Origin of the sequence: Pseudoalteromonas sp. SG41-2 (genome assembly GCF_014164535.1) — a bacterium.
Taxonomy (GTDB): domain Bacteria; phylum Pseudomonadota; class Gammaproteobacteria; order Enterobacterales; family Alteromonadaceae; genus Pseudoalteromonas; species Pseudoalteromonas rhizosphaerae.
In genome coordinates, this window is record NZ_JACJFK010000011.1 from 1 (window position 1) to 25,598 (window position 25,598).

General features: G+C 39.7%; 23 protein-coding genes. 16 read left to right on the forward strand and 7 right to left on the reverse strand.

What is annotated here, in order from left to right:
- Positions 1-159 precede the first annotated feature (159 nt).
- Both H5186_RS10335 and H5186_RS10340 read left to right on the forward strand, forming a co-directional pair.
- Complete coding sequence (locus H5186_RS10335; protein ID WP_149981004.1) at positions 160-714, forward strand: cytochrome b; 555 nt, start codon at positions 160-162, stop codon at positions 712-714.
- A 3-nt stretch (positions 715-717) separates the two neighbouring features.
- Positions 718-1,296: a YceI family protein gene (locus H5186_RS10340; protein WP_145233661.1), complete on the forward strand. Its 579-nt coding sequence runs from the start codon at positions 718-720 to the stop codon at positions 1,294-1,296.
- 19 nt (positions 1,297-1,315) lie between these two features.
- Here the strand turns inward: H5186_RS10340 and H5186_RS10345 are convergent, their stop codons facing one another.
- Positions 1,316-2,203, reverse strand: a complete 888-nt coding sequence (locus H5186_RS10345; RefSeq protein WP_182717919.1) for a TIGR02285 family protein — start codon at positions 2,201-2,203, stop codon at positions 1,316-1,318.
- Between the two features lie 126 nt (positions 2,204-2,329).
- Positions 2,330-2,473: a hypothetical protein gene (locus tag H5186_RS10350; RefSeq protein WP_182717921.1), complete on the reverse strand. Its 144-nt coding sequence runs from the start codon at positions 2,471-2,473 to the stop codon at positions 2,330-2,332.
- Positions 2,474-2,922: 449 nt separating this feature from the next.
- Here H5186_RS10350 and H5186_RS10355 point away from each other — a divergent pair, with 449 nt between their 5' ends.
- The 5 genes from H5186_RS10355 to H5186_RS10375 all read left to right on the forward strand — a co-directional run bounded on the left by H5186_RS10355 (position 2,923) and on the right by H5186_RS10375 (position 11,865).
- The gene (locus tag H5186_RS10355; RefSeq protein ID WP_149981006.1) at positions 2,923-3,474 is read left to right on the forward strand and encodes a dienelactone hydrolase family protein; all 552 of its coding nucleotides are present in this window, start codon (positions 2,923-2,925) and stop codon (positions 3,472-3,474) included.
- Between the two features lie 68 nt (positions 3,475-3,542).
- The gene (locus H5186_RS10360) at positions 3,543-4,499 is read left to right on the forward strand and encodes an acetoacetate decarboxylase family protein (RefSeq protein ID WP_182717918.1); all 957 of its coding nucleotides are present in this window, start codon (positions 3,543-3,545) and stop codon (positions 4,497-4,499) included.
- A gap of 9 nt (positions 4,500-4,508) precedes the next feature.
- Positions 4,509-6,755, forward strand: coding sequence for an NAD(P)-binding protein (locus H5186_RS10365; protein ID WP_182739226.1), 2,247 nt, complete (start codon positions 4,509-4,511; stop codon positions 6,753-6,755).
- A gap of 106 nt (positions 6,756-6,861) precedes the next feature.
- A complete protein-coding gene (locus H5186_RS10370) occupies positions 6,862-9,132 on the forward strand; it encodes a TonB-dependent receptor (RefSeq protein ID WP_182794437.1) in 2,271 nt (756 codons plus the stop codon).
- Between the two features lie 30 nt (positions 9,133-9,162).
- A complete protein-coding gene (locus tag H5186_RS10375) occupies positions 9,163-11,865 on the forward strand; it encodes a 7TM diverse intracellular signaling domain-containing protein (protein ID WP_182739227.1) in 2,703 nt (900 codons plus the stop codon).
- Here the strand turns inward: H5186_RS10375 and H5186_RS10380 are convergent.
- Entirely contained in the window at positions 11,854-12,666 is an 813-nt protein-coding gene (locus tag H5186_RS10380; RefSeq protein ID WP_149981011.1) for a hypothetical protein, read from the reverse strand. The genes H5186_RS10375 and H5186_RS10380 overlap by 12 nt on opposite strands.
- 167 nt (positions 12,667-12,833) lie before the next feature.
- Here H5186_RS10380 and icd point away from each other — a divergent pair, with 167 nt between their 5' ends.
- Positions 12,834-14,093: an NADP-dependent isocitrate dehydrogenase gene (gene icd / locus H5186_RS10385; protein WP_182739228.1), complete on the forward strand. Its 1,260-nt coding sequence runs from the start codon at positions 12,834-12,836 to the stop codon at positions 14,091-14,093.
- A 1-nt stretch (position 14,094) separates the two neighbouring features.
- On the opposite strand, the gene H5186_RS10390 is transcribed toward icd, so the two are convergent.
- Together H5186_RS10390 and H5186_RS10395 are read right to left on the reverse strand one after the other, a co-directional pair.
- Positions 14,095-14,544, reverse strand: a complete 450-nt coding sequence (locus H5186_RS10390; RefSeq protein ID WP_149981184.1) for a hypothetical protein — start codon at positions 14,542-14,544, stop codon at positions 14,095-14,097.
- 149 nt (positions 14,545-14,693) lie between these two features.
- Positions 14,694-15,641: a LysR family transcriptional regulator gene (locus tag H5186_RS10395; RefSeq protein ID WP_145233680.1), complete on the reverse strand. Its 948-nt coding sequence runs from the start codon at positions 15,639-15,641 to the stop codon at positions 14,694-14,696.
- Between the two features lie 104 nt (positions 15,642-15,745).
- Here H5186_RS10395 and aceK point away from each other — a divergent pair, with 104 nt between their 5' ends.
- The 4 genes from aceK (at position 15,746) to H5186_RS10415 (ending at position 19,309) form a co-directional block, all read left to right on the forward strand.
- Positions 15,746-17,533 carry a bifunctional isocitrate dehydrogenase kinase/phosphatase gene (gene aceK, locus H5186_RS10400; protein ID WP_149981013.1) on the forward strand — a complete coding sequence of 596 codons (1,788 nt, stop codon included), beginning with the start codon at positions 15,746-15,748 and terminating at the stop codon, positions 17,531-17,533.
- Positions 17,534-17,615: 82 nt separating this feature from the next.
- Positions 17,616-18,008, forward strand: coding sequence for a hypothetical protein (locus H5186_RS10405; RefSeq protein ID WP_179959156.1), 393 nt, complete (start codon positions 17,616-17,618; stop codon positions 18,006-18,008).
- A gap of 21 nt (positions 18,009-18,029) precedes the next feature.
- A complete protein-coding gene (locus H5186_RS10410) occupies positions 18,030-18,992 on the forward strand; it encodes a zinc-binding dehydrogenase (RefSeq protein WP_182717911.1) in 963 nt (320 codons plus the stop codon).
- A gap of 62 nt (positions 18,993-19,054) precedes the next feature.
- Positions 19,055-19,309: a DUF2999 family protein gene (locus tag H5186_RS10415; RefSeq protein WP_149981015.1), complete on the forward strand. Its 255-nt coding sequence runs from the start codon at positions 19,055-19,057 to the stop codon at positions 19,307-19,309.
- 54 nt (positions 19,310-19,363) lie between these two features.
- Here the strand turns inward: H5186_RS10415 and H5186_RS10420 are convergent, their stop codons facing one another.
- Positions 19,364-20,089, reverse strand: coding sequence for a flagellar brake protein (locus tag H5186_RS10420; protein WP_257325865.1), 726 nt, complete (start codon positions 20,087-20,089; stop codon positions 19,364-19,366).
- A gap of 163 nt (positions 20,090-20,252) precedes the next feature.
- Here H5186_RS10420 and lepB point away from each other — a divergent pair, with 163 nt between their 5' ends.
- From lepB to H5186_RS10435, 3 genes are all read left to right on the forward strand, one after another.
- A complete protein-coding gene (gene lepB, locus H5186_RS10425) occupies positions 20,253-20,903 on the forward strand; it encodes a signal peptidase I (protein ID WP_182717909.1) in 651 nt (216 codons plus the stop codon).
- A 347-nt stretch (positions 20,904-21,250) separates the two neighbouring features.
- Positions 21,251-21,679, forward strand: coding sequence for a hypothetical protein (locus tag H5186_RS10430; RefSeq protein WP_182717908.1), 429 nt, complete (start codon positions 21,251-21,253; stop codon positions 21,677-21,679).
- 115 nt (positions 21,680-21,794) lie between these two features.
- On the forward strand, positions 21,795-22,184 hold the full coding sequence (locus tag H5186_RS10435) for a hypothetical protein (protein WP_182739230.1): 390 nt from the start codon (positions 21,795-21,797) through the stop codon (positions 22,182-22,184).
- A gap of 133 nt (positions 22,185-22,317) precedes the next feature.
- Here the strand turns inward: H5186_RS10435 and metG are convergent, their stop codons facing one another.
- Complete coding sequence (gene metG / locus H5186_RS10440; protein ID WP_149981018.1) at positions 22,318-24,342, reverse strand: methionine--tRNA ligase; 2,025 nt, start codon at positions 24,340-24,342, stop codon at positions 22,318-22,320.
- Between the two features lie 176 nt (positions 24,343-24,518).
- Between metG and apbC the strand changes: the two genes are divergently transcribed.
- Entirely contained in the window at positions 24,519-25,598 is a 1,080-nt protein-coding gene (gene apbC, locus H5186_RS10445) for an iron-sulfur cluster carrier protein ApbC (protein WP_182717906.1), read from the forward strand.

Genomic DNA, 25,598 nt, shown 5'->3' on the forward strand with positions numbered 1-25,598 from the left:
AACTTGCTAACTTGCTAACTTGCTAACTTGCTAACTTGCTAACTTGCTAAATTTAATCTTACTTGTGCATATACGCACATAACTTGTTTGTTATTAGCTATTTTCTTCTATCTAGGTACGCGCTATTCTGATGTCATTCGATAATGGAATTAATAACACATGCTTAAAAATACAAAATCTTCGTACGGTGTGGTTGCCATTTTATTACATTGGTTAATGGCGGTAATGGTGATTGGCTTATTTGGCCTTGGCTTGTACATGGTTGAACTTACTTATTACGATAGTTGGTATAAAGGTTCTTTGGATTTACATAAAAGCGTAGGGATCACCTTAGTTGCTTTATTAATTTTTAGATTTGCTTGGCGTGCATTGGGCACGCAGCCTGAGCCAGTAGCGGGCAGCAGTAAAGCGTTAAATAATGTAGCGCATACAGTACATATATTTTTATATCTATTGCTTAGCGTCATTGTGATTTCAGGGTATTTGATTTCTACTGCGGATGGTCGTGCAATTGAGGTGTTTACCTTATTTAGTATTCCCGCAATTGATTTTTCAGTAGCTAATCAAGCAGATATTGCAGGTAAAGTTCACTACTATGTGGCGTGTAGCCTCATAGGATTAGTGGTTTTACATGCTCTTGGGGCGTTAAAACATCACTTTATCGATAAAGATAAAACCTTAGTTAGAATGATAAAACCACAAAAGGATGATTAATAAATGAAAAAAATATTACTTTCAGCTGCAGTAGCAGCAACATTGTTTGGTGCTAATACTGCACACGCTGCAGATTATGTTATTGACACTCAAGGTGCCCATGCATTTGTAAACTTTAAAATTAAGCATTTAGGTTATAGCTGGTTACACGGTCGTTTTAATACTTTTGACGGCGGCTTTAGCTACGATGCAGCTAACCCAGACGCATCACAGATCATGGTTAATATTGATACTAAAAGTATCGATTCGAACCATGCTGAACGTGATAAGCATTTACGTGGTAAAGAGTTTTTAAATGTTGATAAGTTTCCAACAGCGACCTTCAAAAGTACGTCAATTAAGTTTGATGAAGAGGGTGATGAAGCTGATGTAACAGGTGAGTTTACCCTTCATGGTGTAACAAAAACGATTACCTTTGAAATCGATAAAATTGGTGAAGGTAAAGATCCATGGGGTGGTTACCGAGTTGGCTTTGAAGGTGAAACCAGTTTAAAGCTTGCTGATTTTGGTATTGATTACAACCTAGGTCCTGCATCTACACATGTTGATATTGGTTTGTATATTGAAGGTGTGCGTAAGTAAAACCTAACCTGAATTCAGGTTAAATAAATATGCTAATATTGATAAACGCCTCACTCAGTTGGGGCGTTTTTGTTTGCTTGTAACGTTGCTCTAGTAACGGTTTTAAATTATCTGGTAACCAACGTAATAACACTTCGTGGTAGGCTGGTTGTTGTTTTATTTCTTTCAGTGCTGCATTAAGCACTTCAACTTGCGCGATACCTTGCTCGGTATTAGTACAGCCAATATAGCCATAACTCAGATCGGGAGCTTCAGTCAGAGGCAATTGCATTAACTGATCTTCAAACCCCATCGATTTTGCTAAATAGTAATGCTCGCTTGGGTAGCCCAATAAAATATCAATGCGCTTTTTCTTTAACATGTAAGTCAAACTGGCAAGGGTATCGCGACCAGGTCGAATAATTATCGATGCGTCGGCACTATTATTAATTACTGCATCAATAGCATTACCGTATGATCGGCTCATAGAAATCCCCAGTGCAAGTTGGTATTGATTGAGTAGGGTTTTCAATGATGCAGGTGTACTTGTTTCAAGCTTGAGATGTTGCACAAGCTCTTGGTGAATAGCAATAGAAGGCGATAAGCCAACCGTCGAAGTCTGTTCACTAAAGCTGATGTGTTGTTTGCGGTGCGGGCTTTGGTATAGCGAGAGCATGCAGTAAGTATGATTTGGGTTAGACAGCTCCTGTATTGTGCGACTTGATGGAAAAATAGTACGGTTGAATGTATAGCTAGGAAGCTGTTGTTCTAATAAGGCGATAACACCTTCATCGCGGCCTGTTCCTGCGTATTGATCGTTAAAAATATAATAAGGGGCAAAGTCAGTGACTATCCAATCAATTGTTTTAGCATGCAAAGGAGTGCTAATTAACAATGATAAAAAAGCATAACGAAAGGCATAATGCATTAATTCAACCACAGATAAATTATTAATATACTAAGTGTAGCAGCTGTTAAATAGTTAGCTTAAAAAAAGCAAAACGCCAGCATTAGCTGGCGTCATTTAAATTGCGAGGAAGCAAATCAGTATCGATTAATTGGCTTTTAACCATTTAACAAATTGACGTGCGTCACTTGCTTTTGTAAATAAGGTATTTTTTAAACCTTGTGTATCAGAAAAAATAACACGTTGTTTATTTACTGAAATTGATTGCACTGGATGTGCGATTTGGATCATAGATCCGTTGTAACTATAAGACATAATAAAACTCACTTTTTTCTTGTTATCTTTAATGTGCGCTAATTTCTTTATTAGCTTTCAAAGCACAATTAGATAGACCGTGTTGTGTTTAGCTTCATTACAGTGTTGACGATCTTTATGACATTTATGCGACTATTTAAAAATATGCCGTAGTCTGAATTGGGGTTCTCGCCGTACAATAACTTAGCTCTATAATATACGTTTTGCGGGGATTACTGGATCAGGGTAAAGAGGTTAACCGCGAGGCTTTTTTAGGACCAATAGGACAATTTACCCCAGTAATTTTATTTACGCAAGCATTATTTTAACTTTATTCTAGCCATTGTATTTTAACTGCTGTATTTTAATTAGCTAATCTGAAAAAGGCGTTTAGCGGTATTTTAACTGTTGTGCGGTAATTTAACTGTAAATAATAAGATTTGGCTATGGAATACATTATCGTTAGTGATATTTTTGGTAAAACCGCTCATTTGAGTCACTTTGCACGGCAATTTAACGCTAAAAGCATAATTGTCGATCCGTACGATGGGCAATTGCAGCCAGTGATTGATGAGCAATTACAGTATGATTTATTTATCACTGAGTGTGGTCACGATAACTATTTCAACAAGCTTAATACCATTCTTAGTAGAGTAACTAAACCAACTACGGTAATCGGTTTTAGTGCTGGTGGAGCCGCTGCGTGGCGAAGCCAAGCAACTGTGAAAAATTCACAGATAAAAAGATTAGTGGCATTTTATCCAAATCAAGTTCGTCATTATTTAGATTTGTCTGCCAGCGTGGCCTGCGAGTTTATTTTTGCGAAGCAAGAAGTGCACTTTGATATTCATCCTGTGCTCGCTTGTTTAGAGCAGCAAATCAAAGTGCAATGCCAGCGTGCAGACTACGGTCATGGGTTTATGAATCCCTTGTCAAAAGGCTTCGATAGCTTTGGTTATCAACAATATAGCCAATACTTGCTCACTGAAAATAATTAACTGAAATTACTACCTTGTAAAAAATCTTGGCTATACTTATTTTTTATCCAATAAAATAATTATAAATCATGACCGTACAACTACCTCCTTATAGTCACTTTTTATCAAACCCTGTTGCAAAGCCACCATGTCGAATGACTAATGCAAATATGTATGGTTTTTTTGCAAAAATAGATCAGGATAAAGTTCAACAGTATATCGATACAACGCTTAATATTGTTGCAACGGATGAGTTATATTTTAAAGGCATAGGCGAATATGCATTATTAACTTTTACCGACATAGAAAAAATTGCCTCATTAACGCCGCCTTTTAGTGAGCACGGTTGGATGCAAGAGACTGATATTATTATTTGGTTACCAGTTGCAAAGGTAGAAAAGCAAGGCAATGATGAAGATATTACTCATCTTTATTGGTATCCGGCGTTTATTTGCGTAAATAATGTTTATGCATTAATAAACGGCAGAGAAACATGGGGTTACAATAAATATTTATGTGATTACCAGATGCCCAGTTCGGTAAGTGATATAACGGACTTTTCAGTTTCATTGGATTGTTTTAAGCATTTTTCGCCAACGTCAAAATTACAATCACAGCATTTATTTTCAGTCACCAAAAACGTCAAGACGCAAAGCGATGGCTTATTATCTGTATTAGAGGACTTTGGCGAGCATGTCGCCAATTTGTTTGATGGGGATCATATTGGTATTGATTTTTCGCTATTAAAGCAGCTGTTACAGGGTTTTGTGAATCCACAGATGGATCAAATACTATTTAAGCAATTACCTGACGGGCAAGGCGATAAGGCTGTTTTTCAAGCGGTTATGCACTCTCCTTCAGAAATAAAGAAAATCCATCAATTTAAGCTACTCAGTGGTGCTTATCAGCTACATTTACAGCAACTAGATAGTTTTCCTTTAGCGCAAATGTTTGGTTTACAGCTAGGAGCGCAAGCTGTGTATTTGCCGTTTTATATCAAGATGGATTTTGACCAACTTCAAGCTACACAAATACTCCCTAAGTAAGGATCCATTATGGAGCAAGAAAAAATAGTTATTATAGGGGGTGGTGTTGCCGCAATGACGGCTGCTTTATACCTGACTGAACAACCTAATTGGCAGCAAAAAAGACATATTACAGTGTACCAACAAGGTTGGCGTTTAGGAGGAAAAGGAGCCAGTGGCCGTAATGCTGTTATGGGGCAGCGCATAGAAGAGCATGGTTTACATGTCTGGTTTGGTGCCTATGTTAATAGTTTTAAAACCATTGAAACTGTATACGACAAGCTACAGCGTCCGCCAACGAGTGCACTGAGTACCTGGCAACAAGCACTTAAACCGCATAGTTTTATTGCCCTTGAGGAGCACATTGATGAACAGTGGCAAACGTGGCCTATAGAGTTTCCTGTTTTACCTGGCAATCCAGCGAATGGGAGTTTAGATATTACCGTGTGGGACTTTGTAAAAATGACCCTTGCATGGCTAAAAAAATGGATACCACAATTTGAACTGGCCGCCAGAGTCCAAGCTAAGAGCACACAATTAACGACAAAAAAACCACGAGATAGATACCTACTACGCCATTTTCATCAACAAATTCAGACCTTGGTTTCTGATGGCAGTGATGCATGGCAAACCTTTACCAACGATATACAAAATCTCAATCAAGAAATCACTTCAACACCTAGCTTACTTGTTGATAAATTAAATAGCTTTGTGCAAAGTAACAACACACTGCAGCCACAAATTTCTGAGAAGAAAGATAGTTTAGTGATTTGGTATATTGTCAGAAAACTAAAACGCTGGATTAACCAAGAGTTAACCGAGTTACTGGATGACAATGCAGAGTTGAGGCGTATTTATATTTGTGCCGATTTAGCGATAGCGATGCTGGTTGGATTGATTAAAGATAAAGTTTATCGCGATGGTTTTGGGGTCATTAACAAGTATGATTTTCGTCAATGGTTATTAAAAAATGGTGCGAATAAACAATACAGTGTCGATTCTGCGCCCGTGCGTGGTTTTTATGATTTAGTGTTTGCCTACCCACAAGGTGATTTTAAAAAACCAAATGTAGAAGCTGGAGTTGCTGCACTTGCCATGCTTAGAATCGCATTGTGTTATCGCGGTGGGGTAATGTGGAAAATGCAGGCGGGAATGGGCGATGTTATTTTTGCGCCATTGTATGAACTATTAAAACAAAGAGGCGTTAACTTTGAATTCTTCCATCAACTACAGCAACTTACACCTGGGATTGATGAAAGTGGCCAAAACTGTGTTGCTTCTGTGTTATTACAACAGCAAGTGAGTTTAAATAACTCATCAGAGTATCAGCCATTAATTGATGTGAAAAACTTAGCTTGCTGGCCAAGTGAGCCTCTTTATCAGCAGATAAACCACGAGCAGGCCCTGTTACTAAAGCAGAATAATATTAATTTAGAATCATTTTGGAGTGATTGGCCCAGCTGTTACCAAGCACATTTTGGCGCACAACTACCAACTAAAACACTGCAGTTTAAAGATGATTTTGACCGGCTGATCCTTGGGGTCTCAGTTGCTTCATTAGAGCATGTTTGCCCACAATTATTAGCAATAGACGACAACTTTGCTGCTCAGGCTAAAAATGTTCTTTCGGTAGCTACACAAGCCAGTCAGATTTGGTTAAATAAAACAGATCAACAGTTAGGTTGGCAGTATATGCCGCCAAGTGAAGAAGGGCCTATTTTGAGTGGTTTTAGCGAACCGTTTGATACTTGGGCTGCAATGCAAAACTTAATTGATAAAGAGCAGTGGCCTGCAAGCAATAGTCCGCAGAATATTGCCTATTTTTGTAGTGCATTTCCTTGTCAAGAGTATCCACCACAGAGTGATCATGGTTTCCCTGCACGGGCAAAAGCACAAGTAAAAACTAACTTAACACAACTATTAACAACTAATATGCAGCCATTATGGCCGTTAGCTTATAACGATAATGACTTTGATTGGTCCATTTTATATACACAGCATGACGTGCCAGAATCAGCGCGCTTAGATCAACAGTACTGGCGAGTGAATGTTGATCCAAGTGAGCGTTATGTGCTGTCGGTTTCAGGTTCCAGTCAATATCGTTTAGCAACTGATGGCACGCAATTTAGTAATTTATTTATTACCGGCGATTGGATCAAAACAGGTGTTAATGCAGGTTGTGTTGAAGCTGCGGTTATGGCTGGAATGCAAACAGCACGAGCACTGTGTGGGTATCCGCAGCAGATCAGTGGTGAAAATGCCTTTGAAGCGCAGTAAAACTAGCTAATTAATGGATAACTTGGCGACTTTAATCAATAAATTAGTCTATAATCGTAAATAATTACAATATCTTTACATTGTCGGTATTAAGGTTCACCATCTAATGAAAAGCCAACGTTATCCTTTTTCAAATCATATATTGCTGCTGTGCTCGTCGAGCCTCGTTTTTGCTGTGGCTGCACAGGCAAAAAATGACGATTCGAGTGGCTCTAGCCAAAGCCTCGAAGTCATTGAGGTGTTCGCCCAAAAACGCGCGCAGGCAATTGAAGATGTTAGTATTGCCATTAGTCAGGTCAAAGGTGATAGCCTTAAAAATCAACATTATAAAGATTCAACAGAGTTATCGGTATTCGCGCCTAATTTAAAAATCAGCCAAAATGCGGCTGAAGGTACGCCACCGGCGGTAAATATCCGGGGGGTTGGTTTAGTTGACTACAATACGGCGAACACCTCGCCTGTGGCTATTTATGTAGACGACATTGCCGTAGGATCTGCAAGTAATCAGATCGTTAACTTCTTTGATATTGAGCAAGTGGATATTTTGCGTGGTCCGCAGGGGACTTTATTTGGCCGCAATTCAACTGGCGGAGCAATTTTAATTCGCACTAAACGCCCTGAATTTAACGAGTCGGGGTATTTAACAGCGGGTATAGCAAATAATAACGCGTTTAGTATTGATGCTATGTATAACAATCAATTAAGTGATAACAGCGCGTTTCGTGTTGCTTTAAATCATCAAGACTATGACTATTTAACCAGCAATACTTTTGCACAATCACCTACCGCTGGAATGCAACAAACCAATGCACGGCTATCACTATTAAGTGAGTTTGATACTGTACAGGTATTGTTACAAGCGCACCTCGAAGATTGGCAGGGTATTGTGCAGCCTGTCGGTAATATCGGTGTAGTGGCGGATCCATTAACAGGTCAGTTATGTAGTCCTAGCGAAGCTGGTTCGACAAATTGCTATGATAACTTTGGCTTCAATGATGCCAGTGATGACTTTTACACGGTTAAAGTTAATAACGATTCTCCGCATAAAACGGATGGTAAAGGGTTTAGTGCACATATTAATTGGCAATTAAATGAGTTTAACGAAATTATTTCGATTAGTAGTTATAACCAATTAGAGCGCGATCATGCATTTAATTGTGATGGCTCACCAGCGCGATTATGCGAAGGAAATCTAGGTTTAGATACTCACTTATTTAGCCAAGAGTTACGCTTGCAAACGCAATGGAACAAACATACTTTAACCAGTGGTTTATATTACGCAGATGAATCAATCAAACAAGATAATATTAACGATATTTTAAGAGATTATCGCGGTATATTAGCCACCGACTTAACCGCAACCTTCTTCTATGATAACCAAATTGACACGCAAAATATTGCCGCTTTCAGCCAGTTAGACTATCAACTTAATTCAGATTGGTTGCTAAGTGTTGGACTACGTTATTCCTATGAGTCACTTGATTATGACTCAGTGGCACAATTAAATATGGTAGTTGATCCGAGTGATTTAGCAGGGGTTTTAGTGCCATTTTATCATGTGCAAGGCGAGCAATCCGATAATGGTTTTTCTGGCCAGTTTGCTGTGAACTACCTTATTAACGATACAACCCATGGCTATTACCGTTTTGCAAATGGGATTAAAAGTGGGGGTTATAATGGCGGGTTTTTATCTTCCCCAGAGCAAGCCGAATTAGCTGACTATGGCAAAGAGCGTCTCAATGCGCATGAAATTGGTACTAAATCATGGTGGCCTGAGCAAGGTGTGCGGTTTAATTGGGCTGCTTTTTATTATGATTACAATGATCAGCAAGTGTTTATGAACCAACCATCAGACTCACCACAAAAGCCACCCGTGCAATTATTAGAAAACGTTGGTGATTCAGTGTTCTATGGCCTTGAAGCTGAACTCGATTATCAAGCGACTAAAGCACTTTCAATGCGTTTTGCGATGGGTTACATTCCCCATGCGGAATTTGAAGAATTTGTTGATCCTTTGGGTAACAGTTTGACTCATAATCGGCTGCCATTTACATCAAAGTGGAATGTGAGTGCAGGCGTAGAATATCGTTTAGAGCTTGCTGGTAATCCCTTAACAACACAATTACTAGTGGATTATCAATCAGACTATTATTTTGATCAAAACCAAAATCCGTATGCTATGCAAGATGGTTACAGTTTAGTCAATGGTAATATTCGTTATCAATTAGATAACCTAGGTTTTGTACTGTGGGGGAAAAATTTATTTGCCAGTGAGTACAGTAATTTGAAGTTTGATTTGAGCTCTTTCCTTGGCATGTTGGAAGATTTTAAAGGGGAAGGTCGCCGCTATGGTTTGGATATCAGTTATCAGTTCTAATCTTTTTGTCATTAAACTGAGGCGTATTGTATGCTGTTAAAAGCAATACAAGGTTTTTGCTATGTAGTCTTTTTAGGCTTGCTAACAATATATGTCTGCGAAGTGCGAGCAACACAGTCAGCGGATGTGTTTGTTTATACAGAGCAACAACAAGATATAAATTTGTTTCAAGTTGGTACCTTATTAGCGGCAAGTTATGAAGGGTTTCCTGATAACAGCACTCAGGTTGCGACGTGGCTTGACAATAAAAAACCACAAACAAGTACCACATATTATGGCGGAAGTTATTGGTTAGTTGTCGAACTTGAAAATCAGACTCAGCTAGCTGAATTAGTGTTGTTCCCTTACAACACCTTAGTATCGCGTATTGAAACACGTGTATATGATATGGCCGATCCCACATCTGAGGCCGCGCGTTACGTAACAGGGGGGATTGAAAAAAACGAATTTGCTTTTCATTACGGCAATAAAATAGCCCTTACACCAGGCAAGCGTTACTTTTTGATCACCAAGTATGAAAGTGACTACTTTTACACTCCTCCTAAACTGGTATTAAAACCCTATGCAGACTTCTTTACCCAGGTCACCATCGAAAATATGGTGATGATGTTGTGCTTTGGAGTAGGCATTGCGCTGGGTTTGTATAACTTATTAATATATTTTGGCGCACGGGATGTAACCCACCTTTATTACGCCTTATTTACAGCATGCTGGGTATTTGCCTGGAGCCAGTTTTTCCATATTCCAGATCAACTATTTGGTTTTTATAATGCCCATTTTCATTGGCTAGGGTTTGTTTTAATACCATTAACTAACATATTATTTTTCAATAATTTGCTTAAGCTAAAAGACAGTTTTCCACAATTAGCCAAAGCATCAATTATATTAGCTGTGGTGGCAACCGCAGGTTTGCCTTTCGCTGCTATGTGGCCAGGTTTTGGGTTTATTTGGGCAACAATAGTAACGGGGTGCACCTTATGCTTAGGCATGTACATAGGGGTTCGCAGTTGGATGAGTGGTTTTAAACCCGCGCGATACTTTGTCTTTGCTTACCTAGCGATGGCAATTCCTAATATGGTGGGAAATTTAACTAATTTAGGTGTACTGACGCCGATTGCAATCGATTTGTACCTATTAGGTTTGATTGGCACCGCCTTAGATGCGATGTTACTCGCGTTTGCAGTGGCAAATAAATTTAGTATTTTACATGATGAGAATGTTGAGCTTACTAAAAACCTCGAGCAAAAAGTGCAATTGCGTACGCAGGAGTTACAACAATTGGCGTCAGAACTCACTGATGCCAGTGAAGCTAAGAGCCGTTTTTTAGCAAATATGAGTCATGAAATACGTACGCCAATGACCTCTATTATAGGCTACGCAGATGGTATTATTTTAGGCGATATTAAGCCTCACGAACGAAATCATGGTATTCGGGTTATTTTACAAAACAGCCGCCATGTTTTAGGACTCATAAACGACATACTTGATATGTCAAAAATAGAGGCCAATCGCCTTGAAATTGATTTAGTCGAGACTGACTTATTTGCAACCATTGCGCATATAGAATCGCTATTAGGCAAACAAATTCGTGATAAAGGTCTTAAATTTAAAGTTGATTACCAATTCCCACTGCCTGATTGGATTATTTCTGATCCAACCCGATTACGACAAATATTGTTAAACTTAACAGCTAATGCATTAAAATTTACCACGGTAGGGCATATTCAATTAGTGGTGAGTTGCACTAAAGAGCAGCTTATCATTAAAGTTAAAGACACCGGCATTGGGATGACAGAGGCTGAGCAACAAGACTTGTTCACGCCGTTTTATCAGGCTGACTCATCGATCTCACGTAAATATGGCGGTACAGGACTCGGTTTAAATATTTCAAAAAGTTTAGCCGAAAAGTTAGATGGTAATATCACCGCTCATTCCCATGTTGGCAGTGGCAGTGAGTTTAGCCTCAATATCGCGCTATATATGCCTGAACGAGTGCGTTGGATCAATAGTTTTGATGAGATCTCTATAAGCAAAGAAAAAGAGCTGCCAAGTCAAGATCAGCGAAATCTCGTGGGTGAAGTGCTGGTAGCGGAAGATCATCCTGAAAACCGTGAACTGATCAAACGTATTTTAGAGCGAATGGGGTTAACGGTTACTGCGGTAGAAAATGGCAAAGATGCAGTGCAAGCTACGCTAGATCATCAATTTGATTTGATTTTATTAGATATTCAAATGCCAGTAATGGATGGTGAACAAGCGATTCATATTATGCAGGCAACAGGATTAACGACACCCATTGTTGCCCTTACAGCAAATACTATGAAGCATGAAGTTGATCGCTATCTAAAACAAGGGTTTATTGATCATATAGGCAAACCAATTGACCGCAGTGAATTTAGTCATAAAATTGCTAGTTATTTAGATATCGAAATGCTTGAAGATGTAAAATTGCCAGAGCATGAATTTGAGGTGCTTAAACAGGTGTACATAGAAGGGCTTAAAAAGCAGCGAGAAACAATAACCAAGCAATATACAGATGGCGATATGACAGGGTTTGCACAAAGTGTTCATATGCTAAAAGGAACTGCTGGAATGTTTGAGTGCGAAACATTGTACCAACATGCAATCAAGTTAGACAAAGCCCTTAAAGCCGATAGCGTGATGTTAGATAGCCATTTAGTTTATCAAGTGTTTGATGAAATTGATGATATTTTATGTCACTCACCTCAGTAAAATAAGCTGCTCACGGGTAATGTCCGGAAAATCAGTACGCTGTGTATAACGGGCATATAAGGTTGAAAAAATGGCGCTGCGTGAAAGCTGATCAAATGTTGTGATCAGTTTTTTTGCTGTTGTTTTTGAGCTATAACAACACTCGCGATAGCGTTTTATTAATTGTGTCAAGCTTTGTCCTTGTTGCTGTAAAGCCAGCTCTGCTTCAATAAAAAATGCGCTACCACTCCAATAAACTCTTTGTTGTGCACCTTGTTGCCACATATCGTCGGCAAGTTCACTTAATGGCTGTTGCTTTGTTCGAGTTTGCTGACGTCCGCGTTCAAGCCCTGCAGATAGTCGTTGTATAAATTGCTTCCTAGTGATCACTTTACTATCACGCATTATTATATTTTGCATATAGGTTGCAAATCCTTCACTTAACCAGAAGCCCGAATAGGGTAGTAACGGTAAGTAAAGGTGTGCCATTTCATGGTAGAGGGTCCAGTCATCGCGTAATTGTGTAAAACTGGCAAAGCGATCAAAATGTAACTCTATGCCATCTGGATCACCACGGCGCACACTTCCCCAAGGCACGGGTTCAAATGCAATATACCGAGGGTGTAAATAAATGGGTAAATTAGAGTATGGCAGTGGGCCTAAAGTTGCCTGAGTTTGCTCAAGACTAAAATTCAGCCATTGCAGTATTATCTGCTGCTTGCTTTTTGACAGCTCGGTTAATCCTTGAGGATCAAGCTGGGCTGCGAAAACAGATGTACTCGCTAAACAAGTAACGAATAAAATTCGATTAAACAGTTTCATATCTGGTACTTAATGGTTTTTAATTGCTCACAAAAGACCGAGTAAAGGATAAAATCCGTTCACTATTTTATTGTTGAATGATAAGTATAGATGCTAAAACCACGACACTCACTGCCAACCATGGTTTAATGTTTATATGATATTTTATAATAAAAATATGGCAGGTTATGGGTTATCAACACATTGAAATCCCACCTCAGGGTGAACAAATTAGCATTGATAATAAAGGCGTGTGGCATATTCCGTCGCAGCCGATCATTGCTTATATTGATGGTGATGGAGTAGGGCAGGATATCTCCCCTTGTATGCGTGACATTGTGAACCATGCTGTGCAGTTATGTTATCAAGGAGTGCGAAAAATTCACTGGATGGAAGTCTTTAACGGTGAAAAAGCTGCGCAGCTATATGATGGGGATTGGTTTCCGCAAGAGACGATTCATGCGGTTCGGCAATTTAAAATAGCGATTAAAGGGCCTTTAACCACGCCGATTGGCGGAGGTTTTCGTTCACTCAATGTTGCTCTTCGTCATGAAATGGATTTATTTGTAAATATGCGGCCGATTAAAGGCTATTGCGCATTACCGTCACCGTTAAAAAAACCTGAAAATACCAATATTGTTGTGATCCGCGATAGCTCTGAAGATGTGTACTCTGGAATTGAATGGCAAGCTGGCAGTGTCGAAGCCGAAAAAATGCTGGATTTTTTATGCCAAGAAATGGGCGTAACCCGTCTGCGCTTTGATCAACAATGTGGTATTGGCATTAAAAATATTTCTAAAGAAGGGTCAGAGCGGCTAGTGCGCTATGCAATAGCGTATGCGCTTGAACAAAATAGTGACTCGGTAACGGTTGTGCATAAAGGCAATGTACTTAAATTTACTGATGGTGCGTTTAAGCGTTGGGGGTTTGCCGTAGCGCAAACTGAGTTCTCAGCAATACCACACAGTAATGGCCGTTGGCTAGAAATACCGCGTGAGGGCTTGGCACCGTTAGTTATTAAAGAAGTGATTGCAGATAACATGCTCCAGCAAGCGTTAATGAATCCTGAGCAATTTGATGTAGTGGTAACAACCAACCAAAATGGCGATTATCTAGCAGATATGTTGACTGCACAAGTGGGTGGTATTGGTATTATGCCCGCAGCAAATTTAAATAATGAAGTGGCTTTTTTTGAACCAACTCATGGTACGTTTGAGCGTATTGCTGGACAAAATAGTGCAAATCCTACCAGTAGTATTTTAAGTGCGGTGATGATGCTACAGTTTATGAATTGGCACGAAGCGGCCAACAGTATAGAGCTGGCTTTGCAACAGACATTTATAGCCGGTGAAGTGACCTTTGATTTACAGGCAGAGCAGCAAAACTCGACCATCCTCAGTTGCAGTGATTTTACACAAAGGATAATCGAGCGTTTAAAAGTTTCATGAACTACGCTGCATTGGCGTTGTAGAGCTTTGCACGATACATGCAAGGGCGATTAGTCAGTGTTGCAGCACGTTGATAAATTGCTTTTGCATTGTGTTCATCGCTTGGTGTACCGCTTAATGTATCCATTAAAGCAACAACAATAATAGCTGGCACCTGACAGCAATATTCATCTAATACCGCAGTTGTTGTTTGTGCATCAACATGACAATGCGGGTGATTATGCTCAACTTGATACGCATGCAATAACGTTTGTACATCTAAACTGTCATTGTCAAAATGTTTGTTTTTACGACATTGACAGCCAAATTCATCAACCAGAGTCGCCAATGCTTGGTAAACATCATTACACTCAAGGGTGGTTTGCTTACAAAGTTGTTGTTCGATGAACGCATGTAAATGGCCGTCGATAAATAATCCGTCTTGTTGGGTGAAGCTTGCTGTAGTTTGCATCATAATGTTGTCTCTCAGTGTTAGTGGTTAACTCATTTGGTATGACTTCACTGTAGCCCTAAGCACACTATTTATGAAATTGTTGTTTTCAATAACTGATATTGATTTAATCAATAATAACGAGAGAGCTCCATTTTAATTAGAGCTTTCTAGCGATCAGCAATCGTATTAGCGAACGCTTGCAGTTCGCGGCGTAACCATTGGTGTGGGCTGGCATGATGCAGTAATGGGCTCCACAGCATTTTTACTTCAATTGGGACAATTTGAAACGGCACAGGACTAATCACTAACTCGGTATGTTTAGTTAGCAGCATTGCTTGTCGTCTTGGTAGTGTGGCGATCAGTTGTGGCGATTGGCATAGTAAACTTGCCACCATGTAATGACGAGTAAACACCCGAATATGACGGGTTTGTTCAAGCTGCCAAAGAGCTTCGTCTACCCATCCCAGCTTTTGGCTACCTGATTTATTCGTGACGGCAGCTTCAGCCCCCCAGCCTGCACGATTTACCCAAATATGCTCTGACGCTAAGTATTGCTCTAGATCAGGCTGTTTTAAGTATGGGTTAGCTGGATGCATTAAACAGCAATAGTTATCTCGCCAGACACTGGCCTGATGAAAAGACCGTGGTAGGCCGTTGAAGCGATTGATGGCTAAGTCAATGCTGCCCTTTTCCATATCTTGCAGGCTAACATCGCTGGGGCTAAGCACATCAAAATTAAGTCCTGGATGTTTATTGAGTTGCTGGGTAATAAAAGGCGCGACTAGCGTTGATTCTAAATAATCATTCGCCATAATTCTAAAGGTGAGTTCGCCAGTGGTTGGATCAAACATATCACTGGGTTGGGTTATTGCCTCAGCCATTTTTAACAGCGCTTCTATTTCAGGTTTTAAACTCAGCGCTTTTGCAGTAGGAGTCATAGAGCCTGCGGCACGAACTAGGAGCGGATCGTCAAATAAATCACGTAAACGTTTTAGTGCATTACTCATTGCAGGTTGGGTTAATGCTAATTTATTTGCCGCTTTCGAGACATTTCGCTCATCTATCAGTACATTTAAGTACACAAGCAAGTTGAGATCGACATTTCTTATATTCATTTGATCAATCTTATTCATTCGCTGTATTAATTATCTAAATTAAAGCGTGCTTGCTAAGGTGTGTAAACCACTAAATAGACATAGTCATCATAAGTGATAGAAATATGCTAGAGCTAAAAACAGCAAATACGTTATCGACTCAAACTAGCAACGCAATTGAGCAAGTCATTGCGACCAAATTAGCGCGTGCCGTATTCGCAGGCTTTGAAGCGATGTTTGCTGAGTTTTTAAATATTACCTTAGGTGCACAAAGTCGTTTTGAGCAACGGCAATGGCAAAATGTACAATCGGCAATGCGTGAGCGTTTACAAGTATATGAAAGGCAAGTTAAAAATGTTAGTGAAGCGGTGCGAGTCATTGCATTTAAAGAGCTCAACGATCCGCGACTGTGGCAGCAGGCAAAGCATATTTATGGCCAAATGGTGCAAGATCATGAAAACCAACCGATTGCGCATACATTTTTTAATTCAACTTTTGGCTCGATTTGGGATGATAAAAAAATTCGCACCGTGCACTTATTTGTTTTAAAAGCCAAATACCGCGCTAAATCTCGGCCATTTGATAATTTAGTAAGTCGTATTTCATTGCAAAATGGCTTTAGCCAGGCGGTGGAGCAACTTATTTATCGACAAGCTTTTCGGGTTGGATTTACAGATTTAGCTCATGATGTTGATATTTTGCAGCGTACTTTGGCGTTAGGTGCGCAGCAGCAATGTCGTCAAGTGTATGAGCTGATGAATTTAAACGATGGCTATATTGAATACGCTAATTCACTGTTTTTTAGAAATAAAGCCTGCTACTTAATAGGTCGTTGTATCGCTAAAAATGGCGATAACATGCCCTTTGCTGTCGCTATTTTACATACCCAAAGCGGTTTAAAGCTTGATGCGGTGATGATGGGTGCAGATCAACTGAGTTTATTATTCGGCTTTGCTCGCACCTACTTTATGGTTGATACCGACCAACCCGCGCGCTACGTAGATTACTTATCAGTGCTAATGCCACATAAGCAACGATTTGAATTATTCAATGCCATTGGCTTTATTAAACATGCCAAAACAGAGTTTTATCGCTATAAGGTCGACACCACCAACAATAGTCCAATAGATGATAAGTACATTATTGCCCCCGGCACGCCAGGCATGGTAATGCTAGTATTTACCACTGCTGGCTCAGATTATGTTTATAAGGTAATAAAAGATAAATTTAGCGCGCCTAAAACATCAACCAAAGCACAGGTGATGGCAAAATACGACTTTGTAAAACAAGCGGATAGAGTCGGCCGTTTAGTCGACACTCATGAATTTCGCTATTTAGCATTTGATTTAAATCGTTTTAGCGATGAATTGCTTACCCATATGCGAGCGAGTATCGGCTCAAGTATGGCTATTGCAAATAAAGCCTTAGTGCTTAAGCATGTATACGTTGAGCGCAAAATGACACCACTTAATTTATACATCAATCAATGTGACGATAAACAACTGAATAATGTAATGCTTGATTACGGCAAGGCGATTAAAGAGTTAGCCGGGGCTAATATTTTCCCCGGTGATATGTTGATGAAAAACTTTGGTGTGACCCGTTGGGGGCGCGTGGTATTTTATGATTATGATGAAATTTGCCCATTAACGGATTGTAACTTTAGAGACTTACCGAGCAGTGAAAATAGTTTTGATGAACTAAGCAGCGAAAGCTACTTTGATGTTGCCGAAAATGATGTATTCCCGAGTCAGTTTAAAGTGTTTTTTAGTGCTGATCAGCAAGCATTTAGTCATTTTTGCCAGCAACATCAAGACTTATTTAGTCCTGATTTTTGGCTGCAGTGCCAAGCTGATATCAATGCTGGGCAATTGGCTGATGTGTATCCATACAAACAAAGTTGGCGATTTTAGCCGGGGGTTATTACCCATAAGTCTGATTAATTTTGGGCGTGTAAAAAGGTAAAGTTTCATAAAACAAAAACCAAGGAAAATCATGAAATCTCTATTATTAGCAAGTTTACTCATCACCTCACCGCTGGTTTTAGCTAACCCGCTATTAGGTAGTTGGGAGTTTGTGGAAGGGAAATATGCAGTTGAACAAGGGTTTGTGACTGCCAAAGCGCCAGAGTTGACCTCAGTTAAACTAATAACCGCCACTCATTTTAATTACATCACCCAAAAAAATGGCCAGTTTCATTATGCAGGTGGCGGGCAGTACACCTTAAAAAACCAACAATTTGTAGAGACTTTTGTTTACGGTAACATTGAATCGTTGCTTGGCAAAACCATGGCTTTTGATTACAAAATTGAAGGAGATTTGTGGCATCATTCTTTAACAGAAAATGGTAAGTTAGTTGAAGCCGAAGTGTGGCGTAAAATCGATTAACTCATCAATTCAGGAGCTGCAATGCAATTTATTTCTCATCAAGATCAGCATTTAACATTAAGCGACACCGCTAAACCGCAATTAAAAACTAATGAAGTGTTAATTAAAGTTGCTGCTATCGGCGTGAACCGCGCTGATTGTATGCAACGTCAAGGTAAGTATCCAGCGCCACAGGGCGACAGCCCCATTCTAGGGCTTGAATGCGCAGGCACTGTGATTGAGCTTGGCACCGAGGTTGATCAAAGCTGGCTTAATAAAGCGGTATTTACTTTGTGTGCAGGCGGTGCATATAGCGAATATGTGGCGGTCGATGCCGCACAATTAATGGCTTTACCAAGTGATTTAACTATGGCGCAAGGTGCAGCGATCAGCGAAGTATATTTAACCGCGTTTGGTGCGTTATTTCAACTTGGTAAGTTACAAGCAGGGCAAACAGCACTGATCCATGCAGGCGCAAGTGGCGTGGGTGGGGCAGCTATACAAATGGCTAAACGTATTGGGGCAACGGTTGTTATTACCGCAGGTAGCGATGAAAAGTGCGAACATGCCAAAGCGCTTGGTGCCGATCATGTAATCAACTACAAAACCGACGATTTTGTTGCTTACATGCAAAACCATGGTTTAACGGCGAACGTGATTGTTGATCCGGTATCTGGGCGCTATTTAAGTAAAAATGCAGCAATCGCTGCAATGGATTGCCAAATAATTATGCTGGCATTTTTAGATGGTCGCTTCGCAGAAGTAGATTTTGCACTCTTGTTACAAAAGCGTATTTCGTTTCATGGCTCAACACTGCGCAATCGCAGTCAAGCGTTTAAACGCCAACTACGCGATGAGTTTGTAGCAAAATTTTATGACGATATAGCAAATCAACAGTTTGATTTTAATATTTATAAAACGTTGCCTTGGCAAGACGCTGGTGAGGCACACGCGATTCTTGAACGAAACGAAAATGCCGGAAAAGTTGTATTATTAGTTCAGTAGTTTAAAAACCAATATTTGCCCATATAACTATGGGCAACTATAAAGCGATTTAAGGCAAAAACATGAACCCAATTATAGCAACATTAAAAGAGCACAATGTTAGCGATGAAAAAGTACACGAACTTTTTCAAGCATTTACTCAAAACCCAATGATGGCAATGGCACTTGTGCAGCAACTCGGTATTCCACCAGAGAAGTTACAAGCACTAATGGGCTTGGTAATGACTCAGCCTCATTTAATCAAAGAAGCCGCTGATTCACTTGGTATTGGTGAAGGTGAGCTTGAAAAAGCTAAGCAGCAGTTGAAAAACCAATAACGAGCTATCAATGAGAGTACATTTAGTTACTCTCATTTGTTAAGCATGCAATTATTAAGCAATGTCTATCGTGTAAGCGGCCAATAAGTTTTGCATTTTTTGTTGTTCATGTGCGGCAAACTCGATGCCCACACTTAAACGATCTCCCTGCATTTGATTGTTGCGCACATGCGCACTGATCACCACGGCACTGTTGTCGATAGGCGATAGAACATGCACAAACACGGGGCGTTTTTTAAGCGCTAAAAACCCTGAATTAACATGCACAGTAAAGCGACAACCAGTCGGTGAAATATCGATGATCAAACCTTGCAATAGATTTTCACTGTCATAAGTATGCGATTTATTAATGCTAATCTTTGCTGGTATATGGGTTTGTAAACGGCTGACTTCACGCAGTTGCCTACTCTCAATATTCTTAGGGTAAGCAAGGTAAAGTAATTTTTCTGGTCGAAAAGAAATAGCTAATATAGTGGTCGAAAAAGCGACGCACTCCCCACGTTCACCTTCGACTATATAGCGTACAATTGCGCCATTGCCTTCTTTTAACACATCAGCATATTGGCTTTTTTTTGCTTGGACAGGGTACTTTAAAATTAAATACTTACCAGCTTCATAGCCAACTAAAGAGAGTTTAAATCTGACACTTAATGGGTTGGTGAACTGAATGTCGATTAATTTACCTGGCAGTAAGTCTAAGCAAAACTTAGCTTTGCTAGCTTGCGCTGGTCTGTCTTGTGTAATTTCCATATATACGTAGTTATTATTATTTGTTTCCAAATAGTATCCATCAAAAGAACTAAAAAATCACTACGAAAAACGACTGGTATTAGTTTATAAGCCTTAATTAATAAAAGTAATACACGCCTTGTTACAAAGTTGATTGAACTGATAAATATCTGCTTTGTCTATTAAATAACATACTAACTTATGGAACAAAACTGTGAAATACCTTTATAAAATATGGAAAAATAACCGCTCGTTAATCGTATTTATCTCGCTGATGTGTGTTTTTAGAAGTGCAGTGGCTGACTGGTACGAAGTACCCACAGGTTCAATGCAGCCAACCATTGTTGAGGGCGACCGTATATTGACAGATAAAATGGCGTATGACCTACGAGTGCCTTTTACTAAAATTTCGCTGGTTAAACTAGCCGAGCCACAGGCCGGTGATATTATTGTATTTGATTCTGTTGCTGCACAAAATCGCCTAATAAAAAGAGTAATAGGTGTACCGGGCGACACTGTTGCTTTAGTTAATAATCAACTTGTTATTAATGGTGAAAAGCTTAATTACGAAACTGTAGCTGAAACCGCCATAAACCGAGTGGAAATAGAGAATTTGCATGGCATAAAACATACCGTAAAACTCGCTAAGCAGCGCTCTTATATGCAAAATTTTGATCCACTTATCATCCCTACAGATATGTATTTAGCAATGGGGGATAACCGTGATAACAGTGCTGATTCACGAGTAATAGGCTTAGTACCAAGAGCTGAATTGCTCGGAAGGGCAAAGCGGGTGATAGTTTCACTGGATTACGATGACTATTATTTACCACGTAAAAACAGGCTTCTAAAAGAATTACAGTAATAGTAAGCGCTGTTATAGTCTGGTAAAGGATAGCACTGATAAAAGATAGTAGTGCAAAAAATAACAGCGCTAAAACTTAAAATAGCTTAGCGATTAAATTTAGCGTTGTTGACTCTCACCTAACAATAAACTGTATATAAAAATAGTGTTTATGATTTTGTCAGATATTACTGATCTCTAGCATTTTTGTATATTGCTGCATTTGTAAAAAATGAGGTGAAGTTAACTAGTTGTTTACAGGTATCTGTTTGATAGCTAAGATAAATGCATTATAATATATGGATATTTTTCTGTTTGTAAAAAGATAAATGTCGTAGATAAAATTGTTATACCTTCAAGGAAGCTCAGTGAAACTTTTAGTTTTGTTATTTTTATTTACTTCAATATCAACTTTTTCTTGTGATAAAAAAAGCGAAATAAAGAAAGTAGCGGCGTTTATAACTCAAGATAATTTCGCTGATTTATCAGAAATAACGGTTTATTACCCTGTTAATTATGGTGTTGCTGAGGCTGTAAGAGCTGTAATCTCTCTAGGTGAAATTGATAGGGTAACCTTGTATGTTCCTACAATTATTTCTGAACCACATGCTTTTGAAAGCAATCATGAGCTAGCTGATTATAAAGTATCAACCTTTACAATTAAGACTGATACGATAAATGAGGCTTATATTACTGTGAATTACCGAGCTCCGAAGAAAAATGATGGCTTAATCACTTTTTGTATGGGACCTTTTCGAGTCTATAAAATAAGTGAATTACCGATAAAGAAGGTATAATAAACGCATCAGAAATGACTTCAAACGCTTGGCTGGCGCTCATTCTTCGCTAATTATAGCCAAGCATTTTCCGCAATTTATGCGCGTGTTAACTTAACTAAACATGGTGCCCATATTGAGAGTTTCTGAAAGGCTGAAATATGCAGTCATCTTATCTTTCGCCAGTTGGCCACTATTCATTTGGCTGGGCACAGATCTCGTCGGTAGCTTTTGCGCACTTTCAGGGTTTATAGTTGGCTATTACTTTGCTCCAATAACTCACAGACAAACCAAAAAGTACCAAGTACAGCTTTTAGGTTTGGGCATGGGCTTTCTAGCTCTGTATTTATCGAGCTTTTTAAGAAGTATATTTGAGTTAATTTCAGGTGAGCCTTTTAAAGGTGTAGGTTACTACTTAATATCAGCACTAACAGGGCCTTATTTTGGTCTAATGTTTTTCGGTATGCCACTTATAATTTTTTCTTTTACCAATTATATGATTTGGCTATGGTCATCCAAACTTTAAGTTAACCGGGTAGCCGCAGGTCGCTAACTTCAGCACCTACAATTTTATGTGCTGGAAAAACAATTTGTTGTGGCAATTAAAAAAGCCGTTGTTTAAAACAACGGCTTTTTAGTGTTAACTAGTTAAAGTCGAATTACATTACACGCATACCTGGCTCTGAGCCGTCGTCTGGGTTTAAAATATAGATTTCTTTACCGCCAGGGCCTGCTGCTAGTACCATGCCTTCTGACATGCCAAAGCGCATCTTACGTGGCTTCAGGTTGGCAACCATAACCGTTAGTTTGCCTTCAATATCTTCTGGCGCATAAGCTGATTTAATACCAGCAAATACTTGGCGTGTTTCGCCGCCTAAGTCGAGCGTTAGTTTAAGTAGCTTATCAGCGCCTTCAACGTGCTCTGCTTTGGCTATTTTAGCTACACGTAAATCTACTTTGGCAAAATCGTCAAATTCGATTTCAGCTGCAATAGGCTCTTTTGCCAAAGGGCTGTTTGGATCGATTTTGTCTTTTGCAGCGAGTAAGCTTTCTTTTGATTCTTCGACCATTTTATTTACTTTATCCATTTCTACACGTTGCATTAACGGTTTAAATTTATTGATCGGGTGGCTAACAAGCGCAGTTTGCGCGCCTTGCCAAGATAGATCATCATTTAAGAAGTCTTCTACGTTTGCCGCCATACCCGGTAATACTGGTTTTAAGTAAGTCATTAGCACGCGGAATAAGTTAAGCCCAAGCGAACACACTTGGTGAGCTTGTTCTTGTTTCGTTTCGTCTTTGATTAATACCCATGGTGCTGAGGTATCAATAAATTGGTTTGCTTTATCAGCAAGCGCCATTATTTCACGAATAGCACGGCTATAATCACGGTTTTCATAGTGCTGAGCAACGGTATCGGTAGCTGCTTGGAATTCAGCTAATAATTGCGGCTCCATGACAGTGTCACTTAATTTACCGTCAAACTTTTTAGTAATAAAACCGGCGCAACGGCTGGCAATGTTAACCACTTTACCAACTAAGTCTGAATTTACACGTAGTGCAAAGTCTTCTAAGTTTAAGTCAAGATCGGTGATGCCGCTGTTAAGTTTAGCAGCGTAGTAATAACGTAAAAACTCAGGGTCGAGGTTGTCTAAATATGTACGCGCTTTAATAAACGTGCCTTTCGATTTAGACATTTTAGCGCCATTAACCGTTACAAAACCATGCGCGAATACATTGGTTGGCTTTCTGAATTTTGCGCCTTCAAGCATTGCTGGCCAAAATAAGCTGTGAAAGTAGATAATATCTTTACCGATAAAGTGGTAAAGCTCAGCGTCAGAGCCTTCTTGCCAAAATGCATCAAAGTCGATGCCTTGTTTGTCGCATAAGTTTTTAAAGCTGGCCATGTAACCAATTGGCGCATCAAGCCAGACATAAAAATATTTACCAGGCGCACCAGGGATTTCAAAGCCAAAGTAGGGCGCATCGCGGCTGATATCCCACTGTTGCAGGCCATCGGCAAACCATTCGTCTAGTTTGTTAGCCATTTCTTGCTGAATAGTGCCGGAGTGAAGCCACTCTTTTAACATGCCTTCAAATGCTGGCAGGTCAAAAAAGTAATGCTCAGAGTCTTTAAGTACTGGCTCAGCACCTGACATCACAGAGCGCGGGTTGATAAGCTCTGTTGGGCTATATGTTGCGCCACATGCGTCACAGCTGTCGCCATTTTGGTCTTCAGACTTACAAGTTGGGCACGTACCAGTTACAAAGCGATCGGGTAAGAAAATGCCTTTTTCAGGGTCAAATAACTGTGAAATAGTATGCTTTTTGATATGACCGGCATCGTTTAAGCGATTATAAATAAGCTCGCTGAATTCTTTGTTTTCTTGGCTGTGGGTGCTGTGGTAGTTATCAAATTTAATATTGAAGTCTGCAAAGTCACGTTGACGTTCAATGCTGACATTTTTTACCATTTCTTCCGGCGTGATCCCTTGCTTTTGTGCATTGAGCATAATTGGCGTGCCATGGGCATCGTCGGCGCAAACATAATAAGCTTCGTGGCCTTGTAGTTTTTGAAAACGTGACCAGATATCAGTCTGAATATATTCCAATAAATGGCCTAAATGTGTTGGGCCGTTGGCATAAGGTAATGCACTGGTAATGAGGATCTTTCGCTGTGCCATAATCATTCCGAATTGACGGTTCCTGTTAAGGAACGGATGAAAATCATAATATTATCAGCAAACCTAAAGGAAACACCTTCGTGGTTGGCCGATTTTCATTAATTGACTGGTGTTAATGCCCTGAATGTTACATAATTCCGAGGCAATTTTCATCAAAGAAACACTATTTTATTGTTATGTTTGGATTGTCGAAACTATTCTCCTCTAAATCGGTGCAAAAACAACCGATTCTTACTGCCTTAGCAGGGTATCGCAGTGCCGCTTTTGCTGTCGGCATTGATGAAAAATTCATTAAAAGCATTGAATCAAAAAATGATAAATCAATATTGCTTCATTTAACGCTGCCATTTGCTGCGTTATCTGAAATGCCAAAGGTAGCAGCGTTTGTAAGCCAACAACTTAATCAAGCAGTGACAATTAACGCAAGCATTGAGCTGACTGAAGCATGTAAGTTCAAAGCGATAAAACATATTGTGTTGATTGCATCAGGCAAAGGTGGTGTGGGTAAATCAACCACAGCGGTAAATTTAGCGGGCGCACTCAAAGCTGAAGGCGCGAAAGTGGGGATTTTAGATGCGGATATTTATGGCCCGTCTATTCCAATGTTGCTAGGCCTTGAAGGAGCAACACCCACGGCTAAAAATGACAAGCAATTGCTACCATTTGACGCTAATGGCATCAAAGCACAATCAATTGGCTTTTTAGTGCCTAGTGATGATGCCACAGTTTGGCGCGGACCGATGGCGTCGGGCGCATTAACGCAACTGTTAAATGAAACTGCATGGGGTGAGCTTGATTACCTGATTGTAGATATGCCACCAGGAACTGGGGATATTCAACTTACTATGAGTCAGAAAGTACCTGCCAGTGGCACGGTGATTGTGACGACTCCGCAAGATTTAGCACTTGCTGATGCGCAAAAAGGCATTGCCATGTTTAATAAAGTGAATGTGCCAGTATTGGGCTTGATTGAAAATATGAGTCATTTTTTGTGCTCACACTGCGGCGAACCAAACCATGTATTTGGAAAGGATGGCGCAATAAAATTAGCTCAGCGTCATGGTGTGCCAGTGTTGTCGCAAATTCCTTTGGCGATTGATATTCGCGAATACTCAGAGCAAGGCAAATTAATCGCCATGGATAATCAGGCTGCGGTGAGTGAAACTTATGCTGACGCTGCGCGGCTGATTGCCAGTATGCTTTACTATCAACAACCCCATCATAATTCAGTCGAAATTGTGATTACGGATGATTAA

Bases quoted from the DNA above. Each gene is read 5' to 3' on its own strand.
- H5186_RS10335 (WP_149981004.1), top strand. From the start codon at position 160: ATGCTTAAAAATACAAAATCTTCGTACGGTGTGGTTGCCATTTTATTA.
- H5186_RS10340 (WP_145233661.1), top strand. From the start codon at position 718: ATGAAAAAAATATTACTTTCAGCTGCAGTAGCAGCAACATTGTTTGGT.
- H5186_RS10345 (WP_182717919.1), bottom strand. From the start codon at position 2,203: ATGCATTATGCCTTTCGTTATGCTTTTTTATCATTGTTAATTAGCACT.
- H5186_RS10350 (WP_182717921.1), bottom strand. From the start codon at position 2,473: ATGATCCAAATCGCACATCCAGTGCAATCAATTTCAGTAAATAAACAA.
- H5186_RS10355 (WP_149981006.1), top strand. From the start codon at position 2,923: ATGGAATACATTATCGTTAGTGATATTTTTGGTAAAACCGCTCATTTG.
- H5186_RS10360 (WP_182717918.1), top strand. From the start codon at position 3,543: ATGACCGTACAACTACCTCCTTATAGTCACTTTTTATCAAACCCTGTT.
- H5186_RS10365 (WP_182739226.1), top strand. From the start codon at position 4,509: ATGGAGCAAGAAAAAATAGTTATTATAGGGGGTGGTGTTGCCGCAATG.
- H5186_RS10370 (WP_182794437.1), top strand. From the start codon at position 6,862: ATGAAAAGCCAACGTTATCCTTTTTCAAATCATATATTGCTGCTGTGC.
- H5186_RS10375 (WP_182739227.1), top strand. From the start codon at position 9,163: ATGCTGTTAAAAGCAATACAAGGTTTTTGCTATGTAGTCTTTTTAGGC.
- H5186_RS10380 (WP_149981011.1), bottom strand. From the start codon at position 12,666: ATGAAACTGTTTAATCGAATTTTATTCGTTACTTGTTTAGCGAGTACA.
- icd (WP_182739228.1), top strand. From the start codon at position 12,834: ATGGGTTATCAACACATTGAAATCCCACCTCAGGGTGAACAAATTAGC.
- H5186_RS10390 (WP_149981184.1), bottom strand. From the start codon at position 14,544: ATGCAAACTACAGCAAGCTTCACCCAACAAGACGGATTATTTATCGAC.
- H5186_RS10395 (WP_145233680.1), bottom strand. From the start codon at position 15,641: ATGAATATAAGAAATGTCGATCTCAACTTGCTTGTGTACTTAAATGTA.
- aceK (WP_149981013.1), top strand. From the start codon at position 15,746: ATGCTAGAGCTAAAAACAGCAAATACGTTATCGACTCAAACTAGCAAC.
- H5186_RS10405 (WP_179959156.1), top strand. From the start codon at position 17,616: ATGAAATCTCTATTATTAGCAAGTTTACTCATCACCTCACCGCTGGTT.
- H5186_RS10410 (WP_182717911.1), top strand. From the start codon at position 18,030: ATGCAATTTATTTCTCATCAAGATCAGCATTTAACATTAAGCGACACC.
- H5186_RS10415 (WP_149981015.1), top strand. From the start codon at position 19,055: ATGAACCCAATTATAGCAACATTAAAAGAGCACAATGTTAGCGATGAA.
- metG (WP_149981018.1), bottom strand. From the start codon at position 24,342: ATGGCACAGCGAAAGATCCTCATTACCAGTGCATTACCTTATGCCAAC.
- apbC (WP_182717906.1), top strand. From the start codon at position 24,519: ATGTTTGGATTGTCGAAACTATTCTCCTCTAAATCGGTGCAAAAACAA.